Source organism: Serratia sp. BIGb0234 (assembly GCF_024809915.1).
GTDB lineage: Bacteria > Pseudomonadota > Gammaproteobacteria > Enterobacterales > Enterobacteriaceae > Serratia > Serratia liquefaciens.
In genome coordinates this window covers 822,389-842,095 of record NZ_JANUEI010000001.1, presented here as the reverse complement: position 1 = coordinate 842,095, position 19,707 = coordinate 822,389, and the positions used below count along the sequence as shown (strand labels likewise).

At 55.0% G+C, this 19,707-nt stretch carries 19 protein-coding genes and 3 tRNA genes; 10 read left to right on the top strand and 12 right to left on the bottom strand.

Annotated elements, in window-relative coordinates; translation table 11 throughout:
• Positions 1 to 156: 156 nt before the first annotated feature.
• Positions 157 to 1,299 (top strand): MurR/RpiR family transcriptional regulator, encoded by a 1,143-nt coding sequence (locus M2407_RS04085; protein WP_198639803.1) that lies wholly within the window; start codon positions 157 to 159, stop codon positions 1,297 to 1,299.
• 245 nt (positions 1,300 to 1,544) lie between these two features.
• Positions 1,545 to 1,775 (top strand): biofilm development regulator YmgB/AriR family protein, encoded by a 231-nt coding sequence (locus tag M2407_RS04080; protein WP_020826240.1) that lies wholly within the window; start codon positions 1,545 to 1,547, stop codon positions 1,773 to 1,775.
• Positions 1,776 to 2,383: 608 nt separating this feature from the next.
• Here the strand turns inward: M2407_RS04080 and M2407_RS04075 are convergent.
• The 6 genes from M2407_RS04075 to uvrY form a co-directional block, all read right to left on the bottom strand.
• Positions 2,384 to 2,469 (bottom strand) — tRNA-Leu (locus M2407_RS04075).
• Positions 2,470 to 2,479: 10 nt separating this feature from the next.
• Positions 2,480 to 2,553: transfer RNA gene (locus M2407_RS04070), tRNA-Cys, on the bottom strand.
• Positions 2,554 to 2,611: 58 nt separating this feature from the next.
• Positions 2,612 to 2,687: transfer RNA gene (locus M2407_RS04065), tRNA-Gly, on the bottom strand.
• 145 nt (positions 2,688 to 2,832) lie between these two features.
• Positions 2,833 to 3,381: a CDP-diacylglycerol--glycerol-3-phosphate 3-phosphatidyltransferase gene (gene pgsA / locus M2407_RS04060; protein ID WP_020826238.1), complete on the bottom strand. Its 549-nt coding sequence runs from the start codon at positions 3,379 to 3,381 to the stop codon at positions 2,833 to 2,835.
• Between the two features lie 58 nt (positions 3,382 to 3,439).
• A complete protein-coding gene (uvrC, locus tag M2407_RS04055) occupies positions 3,440 to 5,272 on the bottom strand; it encodes an excinuclease ABC subunit UvrC (protein ID WP_187962638.1) in 1,833 nt (610 codons plus the stop codon).
• Positions 5,265 to 5,921: a UvrY/SirA/GacA family response regulator transcription factor gene (uvrY, locus tag M2407_RS04050; RefSeq protein WP_041414407.1), complete on the bottom strand. Its 657-nt coding sequence runs from the start codon at positions 5,919 to 5,921 to the stop codon at positions 5,265 to 5,267. The genes uvrC and uvrY overlap by 8 nt, the downstream gene beginning before the upstream one ends.
• A gap of 778 nt (positions 5,922 to 6,699) precedes the next feature.
• Between uvrY and M2407_RS04045 the strand changes: the two genes are divergently transcribed.
• Both M2407_RS04045 and M2407_RS04040 read left to right on the top strand, forming a co-directional pair.
• Positions 6,700 to 6,924, top strand: coding sequence for a DUF2594 family protein (locus M2407_RS04045; RefSeq protein WP_020826235.1), 225 nt, complete (start codon positions 6,700 to 6,702; stop codon positions 6,922 to 6,924).
• A gap of 110 nt (positions 6,925 to 7,034) precedes the next feature.
• On the top strand, positions 7,035 to 7,376 hold the full coding sequence (locus M2407_RS04040) for a GlpM family protein (protein ID WP_044549716.1): 342 nt from the start codon (positions 7,035 to 7,037) through the stop codon (positions 7,374 to 7,376).
• 14 nt (positions 7,377 to 7,390) lie between these two features.
• On the opposite strand, the gene M2407_RS04035 is transcribed toward M2407_RS04040, so the two are convergent.
• Together M2407_RS04035 and M2407_RS04030 are read right to left on the bottom strand one after the other, a co-directional pair.
• Positions 7,391 to 7,822 carry a hypothetical protein gene (locus M2407_RS04035; RefSeq protein ID WP_046373938.1) on the bottom strand — a complete coding sequence of 144 codons (432 nt, stop codon included), beginning with the start codon at positions 7,820 to 7,822 and terminating at the stop codon, positions 7,391 to 7,393.
• A gap of 230 nt (positions 7,823 to 8,052) precedes the next feature.
• A complete protein-coding gene (locus tag M2407_RS04030) occupies positions 8,053 to 8,367 on the bottom strand; it encodes a hypothetical protein (RefSeq protein WP_071844565.1) in 315 nt (104 codons plus the stop codon).
• 462 nt (positions 8,368 to 8,829) lie between these two features.
• Here M2407_RS04030 and M2407_RS04025 point away from each other — a divergent pair, with 462 nt between their 5' ends.
• Complete coding sequence (locus M2407_RS04025; protein WP_020826230.1) at positions 8,830 to 9,186, top strand: hypothetical protein; 357 nt, start codon at positions 8,830 to 8,832, stop codon at positions 9,184 to 9,186.
• A 253-nt stretch (positions 9,187 to 9,439) separates the two neighbouring features.
• Here the strand turns inward: M2407_RS04025 and M2407_RS04020 are convergent, their stop codons facing one another.
• The 4 genes from M2407_RS04020 to M2407_RS04005 are packed head-to-tail and all read right to left on the bottom strand — an operon-like array spanning position 9,440 to position 13,023.
• Positions 9,440 to 10,702, bottom strand: coding sequence for an FAD/NAD(P)-binding oxidoreductase (locus tag M2407_RS04020; RefSeq protein ID WP_142815527.1), 1,263 nt, complete (start codon positions 10,700 to 10,702; stop codon positions 9,440 to 9,442).
• Positions 10,695 to 10,955 carry a 2Fe-2S iron-sulfur cluster-binding protein gene (locus M2407_RS04015; protein ID WP_046373940.1) on the bottom strand — a complete coding sequence of 87 codons (261 nt, stop codon included), beginning with the start codon at positions 10,953 to 10,955 and terminating at the stop codon, positions 10,695 to 10,697. Before M2407_RS04015 ends, M2407_RS04020 begins: the two co-directional genes overlap by 8 nt.
• Complete coding sequence (locus M2407_RS04010; protein ID WP_259216786.1) at positions 10,952 to 12,076, bottom strand: FAD-binding oxidoreductase; 1,125 nt, start codon at positions 12,074 to 12,076, stop codon at positions 10,952 to 10,954. Before M2407_RS04010 ends, M2407_RS04015 begins: the two co-directional genes overlap by 4 nt.
• Positions 12,076 to 13,023, bottom strand: coding sequence for a 4-hydroxyproline epimerase (locus tag M2407_RS04005; RefSeq protein WP_259216785.1), 948 nt, complete (start codon positions 13,021 to 13,023; stop codon positions 12,076 to 12,078). The genes M2407_RS04010 and M2407_RS04005 overlap by 1 nt, the downstream gene beginning before the upstream one ends.
• Positions 13,024 to 13,411: 388 nt before the next feature.
• Here M2407_RS04005 and M2407_RS04000 point away from each other — a divergent pair, with 388 nt between their 5' ends.
• The 5 genes from M2407_RS04000 to M2407_RS03980 all read left to right on the top strand — a co-directional run bounded on the left by M2407_RS04000 (position 13,412) and on the right by M2407_RS03980 (position 19,695).
• On the top strand, positions 13,412 to 14,257 hold the full coding sequence (locus M2407_RS04000; protein ID WP_020826224.1) for an AraC family transcriptional regulator: 846 nt from the start codon (positions 13,412 to 13,414) through the stop codon (positions 14,255 to 14,257).
• Positions 14,258 to 14,464: 207 nt separating this feature from the next.
• On the top strand, positions 14,465 to 15,385 hold the full coding sequence (locus M2407_RS03995) for a dihydrodipicolinate synthase family protein (RefSeq protein ID WP_020826223.1): 921 nt from the start codon (positions 14,465 to 14,467) through the stop codon (positions 15,383 to 15,385).
• A 57-nt stretch (positions 15,386 to 15,442) separates the two neighbouring features.
• Positions 15,443 to 17,053, top strand: coding sequence for an aldehyde dehydrogenase (NADP(+)) (locus M2407_RS03990; protein WP_197820513.1), 1,611 nt, complete (start codon positions 15,443 to 15,445; stop codon positions 17,051 to 17,053).
• A 44-nt stretch (positions 17,054 to 17,097) separates the two neighbouring features.
• Entirely contained in the window at positions 17,098 to 18,663 is a 1,566-nt protein-coding gene (locus M2407_RS03985) for an APC family permease (RefSeq protein WP_122078409.1), read from the top strand.
• 18 nt (positions 18,664 to 18,681) lie between these two features.
• The gene (locus M2407_RS03980) at positions 18,682 to 19,695 is read left to right on the top strand and encodes an Ldh family oxidoreductase (RefSeq protein WP_198639811.1); all 1,014 of its coding nucleotides are present in this window, start codon (positions 18,682 to 18,684) and stop codon (positions 19,693 to 19,695) included.
• Positions 19,696 to 19,707: the final 12 nt, after the last annotated feature.

The window sequence follows — 19,707 nt, the reverse complement described above, 5'->3', positions numbered from 1 at the left end:
GATAAACAATGCGAAGAGCATCTCGTTTCAAATCTGTCCTGATTGAAAATTATTTTCATTAGCTTATTCTTCTGGTTATCGCTTTATGCCGTGTGAAAAACAGGCTAATTTGAAGCACAGATCGCCGGTTGGCATTACAGAAGGGACACTGCAGTCATGGATCTCGTTTACCACATTCAGTTTCGCCAGGATCCGTTCAGCCGCCAGGAAGCAAAAGTTGCCCGAGCCATACTGGACAACCCGGGGTTTACATCAACAGCAACCATTGAGCAATTGGCAGAGCGAGCAGGTGTCAGCACTGAGATCGTCGCTCATTTTGCCCAATCCCTTGGCTGTCAGGATCTTAACGACTTTATCGCGCTAATGCGCTCCCCGTCGACGGCAACACCCCCTCCTACAGAGGTAGCCCAACCCGTGCTCGGCGGCATGGATATCGCCTTTGCCTCCGCGGCCGGCATCGGCAAACTGCCTGGCGTCAGCTCCACCACCCTCAGCCGTTTTGCTAAATCCATCGGTTGTGAAGATATTGGCGACATCGTCTATCAGATCCGCGCACGACAAAATCAGTTCAGTCAGCAGGAGGCCAAAGTCGCACAGACCATTTTGGACGATATTGCCTTCGCCTCCTCCGCCACCATCGAATTGCTGGCCAGCCAAGCGGGGGTCAGCCCGGCCACCATTACCCGATTTGCCAAAACCATTGGCTGCGACGATATTCGCGATCTGCGCATGAAACTGGCTCAGGCCAGCGTGAGCGGCTCACGCTATTTGACCGCCCAAGCCACGCCTAATGGCCCACCGCGGCTGTGGCTACAGCGCGTCAACGACGTGGAAACCACCTTGCATCAACAGCTGCAGCAAGTAGAACATGCAGCGCTGATCGATGCTTGCCAGCAGTTGAGCCAATCCAAGAGCGTGCATATTTTTGGCGTAAACAGCATGGCGCTTTATGCCAATGAGCTGCAACAGCGCCTGGTGGGCCTGGGTTACCCTGCATTTATCTGCCAGGACGCGGCGCTGATGCGCATGACGGCCTCCACGCTCAGCACGCAACAGTGCGTGATCCTGCTGTCTATGAGTGGGGAAAACAGCGATTTGCTGAACGCGGCCAAACTGGCCGGCGCGACCGGTGCTTATCGCATCGCCCTAACCCCTGCGGGCACTACGCTGGCCGGGCTGGCGGATAAGGTGTTGCCGCTCAGCGGCGGCAGTACGGCACGCTATGGACTGATGCTGACTCTCGACCTGCTGCTGGCGCAGTTATTGCCCGAAAGCCTGGGGTCACAGACAGAAGATTGAGTCTCTGCCACAGCGCCGTTTGCCGGGCCTTCAACGGTAAATATCACCGCTGCGGCGCTGGCCTGAGGTTTTTCCTAATTAGCGGTTTGGGTTACAACTGCCTATTGATGGGAATATTCTTACTACGTTATCGTTAACATTCCACTTAGATATCACCCTAAGTGAAATTTGCACGACTTTATTTTTTTAATGGCTTCTCTGCCAGCTTCGGCTGGCACTTTAAATTTCACCAGCGGTAAAATTCTATGATCGATTACTCCCTTTACGGTCTCCACGATAGAGATATTGAGACATACCGTGAACAAATATACAGCCTGCTCGGCAAAGGCGTTATTCAGGTGCTTTCCGCGAACAAACCCATCAGCAAGCAAAACATTCTCGCCTATCTCATCGCTGAAATCGAAAGACAACCCGACGAGTACTGTCAGAAACTGCACAGAGCGGCAATTGAGGTTATTGGGATCAACGCTCGCTAAGGAGAAACATGCGCAAATCGGATCTGTGCGCGATCATTTCCATCGCCGTCGTCATGGCCGTGATGTGGGTGGCAAACTGCAGTGCGGATAGGCTTCCGCTACTGGGAAGTGGAGGCTAGGTTCTAACGCCCGTAACAGGCAGTATCCGGCGATCGGCACAACGATCAAACAGCCGGATATGGCTTGATTAGCTTGCCAGCCATAGTTTTAGGCTGGCCGCAGGGTTTAGGCCGACAAAAAGCCGATAATGCGAGCTAACGGCATTCGCCGGTAATCGCATTTTTCCCTTGTGGGCAAACATCGGAGCTTTGCGGGATCACGCCCAGAATCGATCCAAAAGACCCTGAACAGCCAGATAGCATGACAATCGCCAATAAAAATAATCCCCCTTTCATCCAACACTCCTTATCTATTGCACTCTCTGGTTATAGATCACTTCTTACCAAGCGTCTTGAAAAATGGTCCTTGCCCGACAACAAGATAACAGTGATAGCAGAAGAATATTATGATGTGATATGACGAAATGGAATTTCAGGCACAAAAAAACCGCCTTCCGGCGGTCACGACATTACTACTTATTGCTTTGATTATTCTGGAATTTATTTTCCTGGTACCCGGGGCGGGACTTGAACCCGCACAGCCATAAGCCGAGGGATTTTAAATCCCTTGTGTCTACCGATTTCACCACCCGGGCTCGGGAAAATTGGAGGCGCGTTCCGGAGTCGAACCGGACTAGACGGATTTGCAATCCGCTACATAACCGCTTTGTTAACGCGCCTAAATTCTTGTTTGCCTTTATCAGGCTAAAGCTCGTGAAACACCAGCTTCATCAAATTTGGAGCGGGAAACGAGACTCGAACTCGCGACCCCGACCTTGGCAAGGTCGTGCTCTACCAACTGAGCTATTCCCGCATTAATCAGAACTTACTGATTTTTTTGCTATCTTTCGGCAAATCACTGCTGCCGTCTGATGCGATGCATTCTACTTACCTGACGTAATGAGTCAATAAAATTGTTGTCTCATTACGTTCGTTTGACGATTTTTGCATCGCTTTGATCAGGGTTCCAGCAAATCTTTCCGCGCAGCGTTCAAATATTGGAACATTGACCAGAAAGTCAGCACCGCCGCGATGTACAGCAAACCAAAAGACACATACTCGACGGTGCGATCGGGACGCCACAGCAACCCGACCAGCGACATCATTTGCGCCATGGTTTTGACTTTGCCAATCCAGGACACCGCCACGCTGCTGCGCTTGCCGATCTCCGCCATCCACTCACGCAGCGACGAGATGATAATTTCACGGGCAATCATGGTTGCCGCAGGCAGGGTAATCCACCAGGTGTGATAGTGTTCCGCCACCAGCACCAGCGCTACCGCCACCATCACTTTGTCCGCCACCGGGTCAAGGAACGCCCCGAAACGGGTCGTTTGCTTCCAGCGACGGGCCAGGAAACCGTCAAACCAGTCGGTTATGGCAGCAAACACAAAGATGACGGCGCAAACCATCGGAGCCCAAGTGAACGGCAGGTAAAATGCCAGAACAAAGAATGGGATCAGAACTACGCGAAACAGAGTAAGCCAAGTCGGTATATTCAATTGCATAATGCTACGGTAACTATCTGGCTGGAGTGGGAATTAAGAGTATGTTGCTACATTGCCCTCAGTGTTTCAATGCATTGTAGATCTTTTCTGCCAATGCTTGTGAAATACCCGGCACTTTTGCAATTTCCTCAACGCTGGCGTTCAATAATGGTTGAAGTCCGCCCATATACTTCAACAGCACCTGTCGCCGTTTTGGCCCAACGCCGTCGATCAATTCCAACGCGCTGGTGTTTCTTACTTTTGCCCTTCTCTGCCGATGCCCGGTGATCGCATGGTTATGCGAATCATCGCGGATATGCTGGATCACATGCAGCGCCGGTGAATCCGACGGCAAGGCAATACCCTCGCCTTCCGGTACAAAGAACAGCGTTTCCAACCCGGCTTTGCGGTCGGCCCCTTTGGCGATGCCAATCAGCAAGGGTTTGTTTTTATCCCAGGTCACGTTCAGCGAGTTAAATACGTCAATCGCCATACCTAGCTGCCCCTTGCCGCCGTCGATAAAAATAACGTCGGGGATTTTTTTCTCTTCCAGGGCTTTGCCATAGCGGCGCTTCAACACCTGCGCCATCGCGGCATAATCATCCCCTGGCGTTATGCCGGTGATATTATAGCGCCGATATTCCGAACGTAGCGGACCATTCGAGTCAAATACCACACAGGAAGCCACGGTTTGCTCCCCCATGGTGTGGCTGATGTCGAAACATTCCATGCGGTTAATTTCGGCAAGGTTGAGCACCTTCGCCAATTCGGCCAACCTCTGATGGATAGTCGACTGCTGTGAAAGCTTGGTGGTTAGCGCCGTCGCCGCGTTGGTACGAGCCAATTTAAGGTAGCGTGCGCGATCCCCTCGCGGTTTGCTCTGAATCTGAATTTTTCGCCCGGCAAGTTCTGAAAGCGACTCAGCCAGCAGCTCTTTCTCCGGCAGAGTAAAGTCCAATAGAATTTCCGCCGGCAAGGTGCGCATCTGGCTGCCCTGTAAATAGAACTGGCCGACAAAGGTTTGCACCACTTCGCTCATGTCGGTGCCGCCCGGTACTTTCGGGAAGTAACTGCGGCTACCCAATACCTTACCCTGACGGATAAACAGCACGTGCAGGCAAGCCATACCGGATTCGAAAGCCACGCCGATGACGTCCAGATCGTCGCTGTTGCCGGAAACGAACTGACGTTCGGTCACCCTTCGCACCGCCTGGATCTGGTCGCGAATGCGTGCCGCTTCTTCAAAGTTCAGTGTCTTGCTGGCGTTTTCCATCCTTTCGATCAACTGGTGTAATACCTGCTGATCTTTACCGGACAGGAACAGGCGCACGTAATCCACCTGCTGCCGGTACTCTTCCTCACTCACCAATCCGGCGACGCAAGGCCCCAGGCAACGCCCAATCTGATATTGCAGGCAGGGACGCGAACGGTTGCGATACACGCTGTTCTCGCACTGGCGTATCGGGAACAATTTCTGCAGCAGCGCCAGCGTTTCACGCACGGCATAAGAATTGGGGAACGGCCCGAAATATTCCCCTTTGGCGTGTTTAGCGCCGCGATGAACCGCCAGGCGTGGGTGGCTGTCCGCGCTGAGGAAGATCAACGGGTAAGATTTATCGTCTCGCAAAAGAACATTATATCGCGGTTGGTATAACTTTATGTAGTTATGTTCCAGTAGTAGCGCTTCTGTTTCGGTATGAGTAACAGTTACGTCTATTTGAGCGATATTTTTAACCAACGTCTCCGTTTTCCTGCTGCCAACCTGTTGGCGGAAGTAACTGGCGAGGCGTTTTTTCAGGTCTTTGGCTTTACCGACGTAGATAACCGTGCCAGTAGCGTCATACATACGGTAGACGCCAGGCTGGCTGGTTACGGTGCTGAGAAATGCTTTGGCATCAAAACGGTCACTCACTGCTTAACAACGTCTCCGCATTGAACAATCCGTGTCGGATAGCCAGGTGTGTCAGTTCGACATCACCGCTGATATTCAGCTTGCTGAACATACGGTAACGGTAACTGTTCACCGTTTTCGGGCTGAGACTCAACTGTTCCGAGATCTCATTAACTTTTTTGCCTTTGGTGATCATCAGCATAATCTGCAGCTCGCGCTCAGACAGGCAGCTGAACGGGGTTTCCGTCTGCGGCTCCAACTGGCTCAATGCCATCTGTTGTGCGATATCGGACGCGATATAACGCTGCCCGGCCTGCACCGTACGAATGGCATTCACCACATCCTGCGGTGCCGCACCTTTGCTCAGATAACCCGCGGCTCCGGCCTGCATCACTTTTGCCGGCAAGGGATTTTCAGTGTGAATAGTCAGCATGATGACTTTAACGTCGGGCGCATAGCGTACAATTTTGCGCGTGGCTTCCAGCCCGCCAATACCCGGCATGTTCATATCCATAAGAACGATATCTACAGCATTGCCACGGCACCATTTCACGGCGTCTTCACCGCACTGGGCCTCCCCGACAACTTTTATACCTTTGATATCTTCAAGAATGCGTCGTATCCCTGCGCGCACCAGTTCGTGGTCATCAACAAGAAGAACGCTAATCAAGGAAAAATCTCCAAAAAGAAGGGAGTAACGCAATCAGCCTCTGTTATAGCCTGAGATATTACTTGTTTTTTAGCCAAGAATGAACACAGATTAATACTTACTTCCGATTAACTTTGCGCAGTGGGCCTGATTTTCGAATTTTAGTCACTCAGGCTGCCCGATAAAACCCTTGTCTGCAGATAAAAAGCCGTCGATGTAAATATTACCCTGAGTGAACCGGGCCCCATGATACTGCGATAATCCAGAAGCGAAGGTAAAATCAGTGTAAGAAATCGCAACACGGATAATATTAACACCAATGCAACAAGATTGTAATCCATTGAAATAAAACAATATGACAGATTGCTTTTTATCTTCCCTCGCAAGAGTCATTGCGTAAAGAAATTACTCACCCCAGACGTCAGCTCGCAGCCAGGGTTGATGATTTAAATAACCCTAACAAGTTAACAATAACCCGACGGACAAATACTTATTAACTCGAAAAAAATAACTTGGCTATTATTCCCCGGCGGCTCCGCTACCAAACTACCAACACTCCATTCAATAATCACTAGTGACTATGCACTATAAAGTGGAAGTTGATAAAACCACGATCGATGCCGCATTAGCCGCACCGACACGGATATCGCGCTATCGGTGCAGATGGATATCTGCATGCTATGCTATACTCCGCGCCCAGTTAAATACGCATCTGCACGTCTGATTGAATGAAATCGGTGCGGGTGTGCACCACAAAGCACATTGTTTCAGGCTTCGGCCTCAAAAATCAGGAGAGAAAATGAGCAACGTTGACTTCACTACGTCTGCAAACCCGGAAACGCTGGCAACGGAAGTCGCCTGCCTTAAAGCCACGCTAACGCTGATCCTGAAATCGATCGGCCAGGCCGACGCCGGGAAAGTCATTATCAACATGGAACGCTTTATCGCACAGATTGAAGATCCCACCCAGGCCGAGATCTTTAAAAACAGCATTCAGCAGATTAAGCACGCCTACCGCCAATAAGCTATCCCCTTCCGGCCTGCCGTAACCGCGGGCCCGTTTTCCCCCTGCCCCTGTGATTGATCACCCTGACACTTTCAGGCAATGTGTTTTTATTTACGTCAGAGAAACCTATGGGCATCGTGGTAAAAGCACTGATTGGCGCACTGGTGGTGGTACTCATTGGCCTGCTTGCCAAAAGTCGCAGCTACTATATCGCCGGTCTGGTACCGTTGTTCCCTACCTTCGCACTGATTGCCCATTACATCGTCGGCAGCGAACGCTCAATCGAAGCGTTGAGAACCACGCTGATATTCGGCATGTGGGCCGTTTTACCCTATCTGGTGTATCTGATCTCGCTGTATTTCTTTATCAACAGCATGAGATTGTCTTGGGCGCTGGCCGCTGCGGTATTATGTTGGATCGCGGCGGCCTGGCTTTTGATTACCCTGTGGGGATGGTGGCAGGGGCGTTGACTGCCCCGCCAGAATTACGGCCTGCCGGCCTGCAGAACAAATCCGCGTTGCATATCTCCTGCCACGCGGAAATAGCGACTTTCACCGGCACGCAACGTCATCGGTAGCCGGCCGCTGGTATCGCGCCAGATACACAGACTGTTTTCGATCATATCCTGCCCAATGCTGATTTCATTATTGCCGACCGGAACCCGGAACTCAGCCTTTTCTTTCGCCGCCAGCGACGCAGCAAACTCCCCGTTGATATAAACCCCGGTTCGGCAACTGCCTGCCAACATTCCGCTGTCACGTACTACCACCAGGGTCGCATAAGGCGTCTGCGGCATATTTTGATAAAGCAACAGTCGGCTAGGAGGCGGTAATTCGGCCTGCTGCAGCGGAACGGACTGCGTAGCGCAGCCAGACAACAGCAAGGTAGTAACAAATAACGCGGCGTAATGCTTCATCCTGAGCTCCTGGGAAAAACCAGTCTTTATAGTAGCAACAGAATAGGCTGCGGCTGTAGCGCTGGGGTAACATCAATACAAAAATAAGATAATTTCCAGTGATCTGAAGAACATCGGGAGCACAACGGATCGGTCCTCGCCAACCGCGATGTTTGTTAGACAACGCGGTCGATAGCATAAGAAAATTCCGTAGTTAGTATATTGAAATGAATAAGATTTTTATAATTCCCTTAAAGCTTGACCATACGTTTTTGAATGTCTTCGCGAAAGGCGTCACCCACAAAATTAAAACCATCCTCAGTCACATAAACGCGTGAGTAACCATTATCTGATAACGTCGTCACCATGTAACCCGCGCTTATCATCTCTGCTGAAGGCGCATTCATCAGCGTGAGAAAACCGCGTCCCCGGCACCATTGATAAAAACGAGTACGACCGTAACCCAATGAATCCCCAACATCGGAAAGGTTTCTTAACCTGTCACAATCTTCTGATAATGAAGGTAAATCAGCACTGTCTTTAGGTACTTCAGATTTATTCGCCAAAATAAAACTCCCTTTAACGTCTTCATCATCATGACAATCACTTCTCGATCCTGAATCTAAAAAATTTGCGCATGAATTGCAATCGTATTACCGGCAAATTTAATAATAGTTTTAATTTCGATAATTTATAAAAAGCAATAAAAAAGTCCCTATTCTAATTCACGGTTCTTCAAATACCTTTGTGTAACCAATAATAAGAATTAATCTTTAGGTAAATATCTTAAAAAATCACTTCCCATATATATCCAATAAAAGTTAGCAGGTACATTATAACAAGCGGGACTATTTCATGATTGGGAATAACGTTCTTAGCCCTGCACTGTCGGTATTACATCAACCTCGCCTAAACAATAACTATTATCATTTCCAATTTTAACATCAGTTTATTACACTCATGCCCTATCTCGCTTAGGAAGATTCTTAGCGTGTGAATACAGGACGAAAGGAAGAGTTAGGGATACCATGAAGACGTTTAGCTTTTTGATTATTTTGCCATTAATGACATTAACCGCCTGCACCCAGTGGGAGAAACCCGGTGCCGGCAATGCCACCCGCGACATGGAATATGCTGAATGCAAAGCTCGCGGTTACGAACGTTTCCCTCCCGATGTGGTGAGAGATTTTGAGTTTAGCTACGAAAACCAATACCAAAGCTGTAAGAAAGACAAAAAAGACTGCCCGGCAGGTTACCGCTACGAAAAACAGCCCTCGTTCAAGACAGTGCAGAACGATCGTAACGAAGATGCTCGCTCGGCGACCATAGAAGCCTGCATGTATGGTAAAGGCTGGCATGAGAAAACCTATTACTGGCCACAGTGAAGGTAATACCAACGGCGCGGTCGGCACACTGCCCCACGCGCCCGTAAGGATCACTCATCATCACCGTGCGGCATGCCGGTCCTGGGTTTAGGTTTACCCCCTTGCGGCTTTTTATCTTTTGCGGCCGATAGCGCCCGGCTAATCAACCACAACAAAAGCGGTATTAACAGCAGGCACAGCCCCAGCGTAATCAGTGCATTCGTCATCCGTTTTCCGCCCGATTTTTCCGGTCATCTGCCTGAGTGTAGCAGGCTTATTCGTCAGCCTCGATGTCGTTCAATCGGGCCAAGGTTTCGACCCTTACCGGCGTCAATGGTATCCGCGGTGCCGGTAGCGGCCAGCCAAGCAAATGACGCGCCGCCGTCGCGCAAATCTTCCCCTGACAAGCCCCCATGCCACAGCGGCTGCTCAGCTTGGCCGCCGTCCAGTCAGGAAAGCCGTTTAGCTGGCCTAAGGAAACATCTTCACAACGGCACACCAAAGTTTGCGGTTCTGCCAACGCTTTCAGCGCGGGATTCAAGGCAAAAGTCTGTGCCACAGCATCGGCGAATCGCCTCCATTTATCACGTTGCCGCATCAATCCCTTCGCCCGTTGTTGATTGCCGGTGGCGACATACCCGGCAATGGCTCCTTCCGTCAGCGCCAGTTCGCTGCCCCCTATTCCGGTACATTCACCGGCGGCATAAATTTTCGGCTGGCTGGTTTGCTGGTTCTCGTCCACGGCAACGGCGTCATCACGAAGGCGGCAGCCCAGCAGCATCGCCAATTCGACGTTCGCCACCAGGCCAAAACCGCAGGCCAAGCGTTCGCAGGCCAGCGTCGTCACGCGAGTGCCCGTCTGCAGCCGTATCGCCGTCAGCCGTTGCTCACCTATTGCCTCCAGCACAAAGCTGTCAGGACGATAATGGCGGTTGAACAGGGTAAATGACTGGCGTAATTTGACTGGCCAACGCCACAACCCGCCAGCAAATGCCGTCAGGCGCATGGCTGACGCCTGTTCTGCCACCCTCACCACTTCTCCCCCTGCTTTGATCACGCTGTCGGCCACCGCCATCAGTAACGGGCCACTGCCGGCAATCGCCACCCGCTCCCCTTTGATCGGCATTCCCTGTTTAATCTGCGCCTGCAACCCACCGGCACCGGTGACGCCAGGCAACGTCCAACCGGGAAACGGCAATAGCAACTCACGTGCGCCACAGCACAAGATCAATGTTTGATAGTCCACCACTCCGCTGCCAGTCGCAGCTTCGTAGAGGATTTTCTGCGGCCCACAACAAGCGATGATTTTCACCCCGTTCAGCAGGGTCACGTTGCTCAGCGCTTCCACCGCCCGCCGATACTGCTGCGCCAGCGCCGGTAGCGCCACGTTGGGTCCGTCACGCCAGATCTGCCCGCCCGGGCGCAGGTTATCATCAAGCACCAGCACCGACTGGTCACTTTCTGCCGCCGCCCGGGCCGCCGCAAGCCCGGCCGGGCCCGCACCGATAACCAACACATCGCACACGAGGTCACTCATTCTCCGTCCTCTCAATCTGCATTCCCGGCTGGCAGAGGGTCTGACACGCCAGCCGCCGCAGGCCATTTACGGTCACGCGGCACTCCTGGCAAACCCCCATGCCACAAAACGGCGTGCGCACTTGCCCGCTGACCGAAACGCGACAACTGTCCTCGCCACTCAGACTGAACGCCGCCGCCACGCTAACCCCTTCCGGAACCCAGAGGCTTTCACCGTTAAGGATCACATTCAGTTGATTCTGTTTTTGACTCATATCGCTAACACCTGCGTACTGAACATGCGCGCAGCCAGATAAGGCGTGTCGTCAATCGCCGGGCGATGATGATGGATCTGGGCGGAAATCAGCTCAGCACTGCCCAAAGCGGTGGTGACGCCTAACCCTTCGTGCCCTAGCGCCAGCCACAGCCAACGGTGTTGCGGATGCGGGCCCAACAGCGGCAAACCGTCGGCGGAGGCGGCACGCTGGCCGGTCCAACAGCGAATGACGTTCATCTGTGCCAGCGTAGGCAGAAAAGCGTTGGCGCGCGCCAACATTGCGGCCAGCAACGGAAAATCGATGTCATTGCCTGGGGCGTCAAACTGGCGAGATGAGCCGATCAACAACTGGCCCGTTGGGCGCGCCTGAACGTTAAACGCCACCGAAGTACCGTCGTTGGCATGGGCGCTGGCGCCATACCCCAATTCAACCAACTGATGATGGATCCTGTGCGGATAGCGATCGGTAATCGCCAACTGCCCTTTTTTGGCCCGCAGTATGGGCTGTTCCAGCAGCCTGTTGGCCTGCAGACCGCAGGCCAGCACCACTGCCGGTGCCGTGAGACGCTCACCACTCGCCAGCACGATGGCCCGTTCTTCCAACGCGTAAGCCTCCCCGATAATGACTCTGATTGCCGCTCCGGCGTCGTTCACGAGCCAGCGGGCCACGTTAGGTGCATAGACGATGCCATCGCCCGGCACTCGCAGCCCGCCCGCCAAACCGGGGCGTAGCATAGGTTCCAGGCCTGCCACCTGTGCGACACTTTGTATTTCGCTGGCCACGCCATACTCCGCCATACGTTGGCACTTGGCTTCGGCAATCGCCATTTCATCGTCCCGCTCTGCCAGCCACAGCGTACCGCAACCACGCCAGGCGCAGTTTTCCGGCAGTCGTTCCACCAGGCTGCGCCACAGCTGCAGTGAGTAGGCGCTTAAGGCCAGCTCGGCAGGGTTGTCGTCCATACACACCAGGTGCCCCATGCCTGCGGCGGTCGCACCGGCGCGCTGATTATCCACCAGCAGCACCTGCAGCCCTTGTTGCGCCAGGCGCCAGGCGCAGGCGGCACCAATAATGCCGGCCCCCACCACGATCGCTTCAGCACGCCTGTCGGCAGCCATCAGCGGATACCCCAAACGAAAGGATCGCGCTCATCCAACAGCAGTTGGCTGTCAGCGCACACATAGGCTTGCCCACGGATAAACGGCGTTACGCGATCGCCGTTGCGTTGGTAATACCCGCTGAACTGGCTGCCGATCACGCTCGCCTGGCGCCAGATCTCACCCGGTTGCAGTTTGCCGTCGGCCGCCAGACAGGCCAGTTTGGCGCTGGTGCCGGTCCCGCAGGGTGAGCGGTCATAGGCTTTACCCGGGCAAAGCACGAAGTTACGGCTGTCCACCTGCGGATCGGCGGCAAACAGTTCGATATGATCGATAACCCCACCGTCTTCGCCATAAATCCCCGCAGACTCCAGTGCCACCCGCACCGCCCAACAAAAAGCGGTGAGCGCGTCCAGGTTTTGCGTATCGATCGCCAGGTGATGTTCACCGATAAGGAAAAACCAATTCCCGCCCCAGGCAATGTCACCCACCACCGGGCCATAGCCGCTCACCTCCACCCTTACCTGGCGGCGGTAGCGATAGGCCGGTACGTTTTCCACCGTCACGCTGCCATCCTCATGTAGCCTGGCATTTACCGTGCCGACAGGCGTTTCAATCAGGTGATCTCCCACGCCAATTCGCCCCAAATAGGCCAATGAGGCCACCAGACCAATGGTGCCGTGGCCGCACATGCCCAAATAGCCGGCGTTGTTGAAGAAAATCACCCCGGCAGCGGCCTGCGGCGAACAGGGCTGGCAGAGCAAAGCCCCGACCAGGACATCATTGCCGCGCGGCTCCAGAATGATGGCGCTGCGCCAATCATCATAATCTTGGGCAAATCGGGCTTTGCGCTCCGCCATACTGCCGCTACCCAAATCGGGAAACCCTTCGATGATCAACCGGGTAGGTTCACCGGCAGTATGGGAATCGATCGCCCGCAGCGCGGTGAAATGCGAAGAATGTGCCATCGGAGCCTCCTGAGTTAATGAAATGTTACCGTTGGCGTTAGACTGACCGAATATGTCAGCGGCGGCTTGATACATTTCGGCTCGGCACATGCAGAAATCAGCACAATCCTTAATTGGATATCCGGTTAACGCCGAACAGAGAAAAGCGATGAGCCATAAGAATGAGTTATTTATCAAATCGTTACTTTTATGTTATTTCCAGGATTGTGCGAAGGAGGCCATTTTTTTCTGCGTGGAATGTGTCACGGAGGGAAAAAGTTTGCGGTGATCCGCATAATTGACGGCTGCGCTTGAAAAGTTACAAGAAAGTTAATATTGATGAGGCGCGTCAACATGGCCGGCCCGGCCACTCCAGATTCTGTGCCATTCAGCGGGAAAAGGTATTGCCATGCGATTAACTCAACGCCACCAGGTTATCACTGACACCAGGCCCGCTTTCGATGAACAGGAAGATGACGTTTTCGCCGTTGAGCAACTGTCCCGCTGGTGCGACGGCCTGGCACAGCAACGGCCGAATACTCTGCGCGACCTGCTTAATTCCCTGGCGTTGATCGCCCCGCTGTTCAATGCCATGCCCAACGTGGTGTTCTTCATCAAAGACGTGCAAGCCCGTTATCTGTTCGCCAATCTGACGCTGGCCAAACGCTGTGGGTTTAAAACCGTCGCGCCGCTGCTGGGCAAAACCTCGGCGGACGTTTTCCCCGCCCAGCTCGGATCGGGGTATACCGAGCAGGATCTCCGCGTGCTGCGTCACGGGGAGCTGATCCAGGATCAGCTGGAAATGCACTTGTATAACGGACGTGAGACCGGTTGGTGCCTGACGCAAAAGCTGGCGCTGTACGATGCGCAGGGCAAAATCATCGGCATGGCCGGCATTTCGCACGATCTGCAGGAAGCCAAGGCCAATCACCCAGCCTATCAGCGGCTGGCGGCCATCGATGTCTACATTCGCCAGCATTACGCCCGGCCGATCGCACTTGAGGAACTGACGACGCTCACTGCACTTTCCGTGGCGCAGATTGAACGTTACTGCAAACGCATTTTTCATCTCACGCCGCGCCAGATGATCCACAAGGTGCGGCTGGAAAAAGCCACCGAACTGCTGGCCGGCGATATGCCGATTACCGACATCGCCTTGCAGTGCGGCTACACCGATCACAGCGCATTCAGCCGTCAATTCAAAGCCATGACCGGTTCAACGCCGCGCGACTTCCGCACCACCATAACCCTTTAATACACTGATTTATATTAGTAAAAAAATCGCTATGGTGCCTTGTGCATCAGGTTCCTTCTCGTCTGAAACCCCGCCTCACTGTGCCAATTTCGTCATGGCATTCGGCGAAAACCGTCAAGCCCCTGCGAACAATACAGGTCAATCTGTGATTGGATTTCACCAATAATTCACCATTGATTAACAAACTTGGACAACAGGAAAAACACTATGAGCCATAAAGCCATTAGCTGGAGCGGCGTATTCCCGGCGGTCAGCACCCAGTTCCGCAGCGATTTTTCTCTGGATCTCGACGCCACCCACACGGTGATCAAAAACCTGGTCAAAGACGGCGTTTCGGGCCTGGTGGTGTGTGGCACCGTGGGTGAGAACACCTCGCTGACCGTTCAGGAAAAACTGTCGGTGATTGAAGTGGCACGCGACGCAGCTCAGGGTCAGGTCCCGGTGATTGCCGGTATCGCCGAGTTCACCACCGCCTTTGCGCGCAATATGGCGCGCGAAGCCCAGAAGGTCGGCGTCGACGGCATTATGGTAATGCCGGCGTTAGTCTATTCAGCCAAACCCCATGAAACCGCAACGCATTTTCGCAGCGTCGCTACCGCCACCGATCTGCCGATCATGGTCTACAACAACCCGCCGATTTATAAAAACGACGTGACGCCGGACATCCTGACGTCACTGGTCGATTGCGAGAATATCGTCTGCTTCAAGGATTCCTCTGGCGACACCCGTCGCTTTATCGATCTGCGCAACGAAGTGGGCGATCGCTTTGTGCTGTTCGCCGGGTTGGATGACGTGGTGCTGGAAAGCATCGCCGTCGGCGCCGAAGGCTGGATCTCCGGCATGTCTAACGCCTTCCCGCGTGAAGGCGAAACCTTGTTCCGTCTGGCGAAGCAAAAACGCTTCGAGGAAGCGCTGGCGCTGTACAGCTGGTTTATGCCGCTGCTGCATTTGGATGCGCGTCCCGATCTGGTGCAGTGCATCAAGCTATGTGAAGAGTTGGTGGGTCGCGGCAGCGCTATTACCCGTCCGCCACGTCTGGCATTGCAGGGCGATACCCTGGCCGAGGTCACCGCAGTGGTCAAAAAAGCGCTGGCCAACCGCCCTGCGCTGCCGGATGTCGGCCTCTGATCGCCTCCCACGCCCGGCGGCCTGCCGGGCTCTGTCACTGACCCAACGGGGGAACCCATGTCCAACGCCCATACCATCAGCGGCCAACAGTTTATCGGCGGTCAACGCCGTGCCAGCGGCGAGGCCCAGCTTGTCAGCCTGCGCGCCGACAACGGCCTGCCGACCGGCCACGTTTTTTTCTCGGCCAGTCACGAAGAAGCCGCCGCCGCCGCCGATGCCGCCGCACAAGCATTCACGGCCTATTCTCAGCTCAGCGCCGAGCGTCGAGCCGACTTTCTTGAGGCCATTGCCGACCAATTAGACGCTCTGGATGAGGATTTCTTCGGCTTCGCCATGCAGGAAACCGCCCTGCCATTAGCCCGACTGAGCGGCGAACGGGCCAGAACCAGCGGCCAAATGCGACTGTTTGCCACCCTGCTGCGCCGTGGGGATGTGCATGGCGTGCGCATAGACAGCGCATTGCCTCAACGAACGCCGGTGCCCCGCCCGGATCTGCGGCAGTATCGCACCGCCCTCGGGCCAGTGGCGGTGTTTGGTGCCAGCAATTTCCCATTGGCATTCTCCACCGCAGGCGGAGACACCGCGGCCGCGTTGGCCGCAGGCTGTCCGGTGGTGTTCAAGGCGCACAGCGGCCATATGATCACCGCAGAACTGACCGCGCTGGCCATCGAACGGGCAAGAGAACAACAGCAGATCCCGGCCGGAGTTTTCAACATGATTTACGGGGACCACATTGGCGCGGAACTGGTGCAGCATCCGGCCATTCAGGCGGTGGGTTTCACCGGATCGCTACGGGGCGGGCGGGCCTTGTTCGATTTGGCCCAGCGGCGCGCCCAACCGATCCCGGTATTTGCCGAGATGTCGAGCATCAACCCGCTGATCATTATGCCGCAGGCTTTAGCCCGCCGTGGGCAGCAGATCGCCCGCGAGCTGGTCGCATCCTTCACCCTCGGCTGCGGCCAGTTCTGCACCAAGCCTGGGCTGATCATCGGGCAACGCGGCGAAGCATTCAGCGAATTTGTGCGCGAACTGTCCGCACAGGTCAACGCCGCGCCTGCGCAAGCCATGCTCAATGCCGGCACGCTGGCCAATTACCGCCGCGGATTGGCTGCTCTTGATGAGCAAAACGGCATCCGTCACCTGGCCGGTCATCGCGAAGAGCGCCCGCATTTAGCAACGGCACAGCTCTATCAGGCCGATTTCGATTTGCTGCTCAGCGGAAACCCGCTGCTGCAAGAGGAAGTGTTTGGCCCGGCAGCCATTCTGGTGGAAGTGGAAGATCGTCGACAGCTGACCGCCGCACTGGACAGCCTGCAGGGGCAACTGACCGCCACGCTGCTGACAGAAAACGAGGATCTGGCCGACGCAGAACCGCTGGCCCAACGGCTGGCCCAAAAAGCGGGGCGGGTATTGTTTAACGGTTATCCGACCGGGGTAGAAGTCTGCGATGCCATGGTGCATGGCGGCCCTTATCCGGCCACCAGCGACGCACGCGGTACGTCGGTGGGTACGCTGGCTATTGAACGTTTTCTGCGCCCGGTCTGCCTGCAGAATTACCCCCCTGCGTTGCTGCCCCCGCAGCTGCAAGACAGCAATCCACTGGGCCTGCTGCGGCTGGTTAACGGGATTTACACCCGTGAATCTCTCCGCTCACCAGCCAACGACTAACCAAATCGCATCTGTCTGCCACCTAATAACAAAAGGGTCATTCCATGACAACCCAAGGCAAATTCAAGAAGCAGCTTACGCTCACCGATCTGACGTTTATCGGCCTGGGCGCAATCTTTGGTTCCGGCTGGCTGTTCGCCGCCAGCCACGTCTCTTCCATTGCCGGCCCGGCCGGTATTTACTCCTGGCTGATCGGCGGCCTGGCGGTGTTGCTGCTCGGCATTGTCTATTGTGAGCTGGGCGCAGCGCTGCCGCGCGCCGGCGGTATTATCCGCTATCCGGTGTTTTCCCACGGTGAACTGATGGGCTATCTGCTGGGCTTTATCACCCTGATAGCGTTCTCCAGCCTGATCTCCATTGAGATCGTGGCCGCCCGTCAGTACGCCGCCGCCTGGTTTCCTTTTTTGAGCCAACCGGGCTCCGGCGATCCAACGCTGATCGGCTGGCTGGTCCAACTGTTGCTGCTGTGTTTTTTCTTCGCGCTGAACTACTACAGCGTCAAGACCTTTGCCAAATCCAACAACCTGATCAGCGTGATTAAATTTGTGGTGCCGCTGTTGGTGATCGTCGTGTTGTTCAGTTTCTTCAAACCCGAAAACCTGCACAGCCAGGGGTTTGCCCCCTTTGGCTCCGCCGGCGTCGAAGCCGCCATATCCGCCGGGGGGATTATTTTCGCCTACCTGGGCCTGACGCCGATTATCTCGGTTGCCAGCGAGGTGCAAAACCCGCAGCGCACCATTCCTATCGCGCTGATCCTGTCGGTGGTGTTGTCCACGCTCATTTACGTGCTGCTGCAGGTGGCTTTCCTCGGCAGTATTCCCAGCGAGATGCTGAGCGGCGGCTGGGCCGGGATCAGCCAGCAATTTTCGCTGCCCTACCGTGATATCGCCATCACCCTGGGCATGGGCTGGCTGGCTTTTCTGGTGGTGAGCGATGCGATTATCTCACCGAGCGGCACCGGCAACATTTATATGAACGCCACACCACGCGTGGTATACGGTTGGGCGCGCGCCGGCACCTTCTTTAAAATATTCACTCGCGTCGACGGCGAGTCCGGCATTCCGCGTCCTGCTCTCTGGCTGACTTTCGCCTTGTCGATTTTCTGGACGCTGCCCTTCCCTTCATGGGAGAAGCTGATCGGCGTGGTTTCCGCCGCGCTGGTCCTGAGTTACGCGATTGCGCCCGTCACCGCCGCCGGCCTGCGCCGCAATGCCCCTGAGCTGCCGCGACCATTTTTCGTGCGCGGCTTCTGCGTGCTCGGTCCGGTGTCATTTATCATCTCGGCGCTGATCGTCTACTGGTCCGGTTGGAATACCGTCTCCTGGCTGCTCGGCCTGCAAATCCTGATGTTTGTGGTCTATATCCTGTTCAAAAATAAGGTGCCGACCCACGCCGTCAGCCTCAAGCAGCAGATTTGGTCCTCGCTGTGGCTGATCGCCTTCTATGCGCTGATTATCATCGCTTCTTATCTCGGCAGTTTTGGCGGCATCAACGCTATCGGTCACCCATGGGACACCATCACCGTCGCAGTCATTGCGCTGGCGATCTACTACTGGGGCGCCTATACCTGTTTACCTCGGGCGAATTTTGCCGGTGATGAAGAAGAGTAAATCCAGAGGAGATATCTGATGACGCAAACCCAGAGGCTGACGTTGGAGCAAGCCTATGAGCTGGCGCTGAAGGCATTGCGCAGTAACGGATTCAGCGCCGAACACGCCGATGCCGTCGCCCAAAATGTGACGGCCGGTGAACGCGACGGCTGCGCTTCGCACGGTTTGTACCGAGTGCTTGGCTGCGTGCGTTCGCTATTGGCGGGCAAAGTTTCCGCCGATGCCCGTCCGACGCTGCTTGATCAGGCCCCGGCGATCTTGCGGGTCGACGCCCACGATGCTTTTTCGCTGCTGGCCTATCGCACGGCGCTGCCGGTTTTTGTCGAAAAGGTACGCACCAACGGCATTGCCGCGCTGGCCATTAACCACTGTGTGCATTACTCGGCATTATGGGCCGATATCGAACCTTTAACCGATCAAGGCCTGGTGGCGTTGGCCTGCACGCCCAGCCATGCCTGGGTTACGCCAGCAGGGGGAAGCCGGCCGTTGTTCGGTACCAACCCTATCGCCTTCGGCTGGCCGCGGCCGCAGCGGCCCCCCTTTATTTTTGATATGGCCACCAGCGCCGCCGCACGCGGCGAGATTGAACTGCATCGTCGTGCCGGTACCCCGTTGCCGCCAGGCTGGGGCATAGATCAACAGGGGAAACCCTCTACCGATGCCCAAAGCGTGTTGCAAGGTGCGATGCTGACCTTTGGCGGTCATAAAGGCTCGGCGCTGGCGGCGATGGTTGAACTGCTTGCCGGGCCGTTGATTGGCGATATGACCAGTAAGGAATCGCTGGCCTACGATCGCCAGACCGGCTCCTCCCCTTACGGCGGCGAGCTGATCATCGCCATGGATCCCGATCGTTTTCTGGGGCCGGATAAAGTGGCGCATTTGGCCAGGGCGGAAGCCTTGTTTGCTGATATGAGCGAGCAAGGGGCGCGCATTCCGGGAGAACGGCGCTTTCAACAACGGCAATACAGCGAACAGCACGGCGTCACCATCCCGCAGGCGTTGTATGAGGAGATTGCGGCTCTCTGTCGCTAACGTTTAATAATG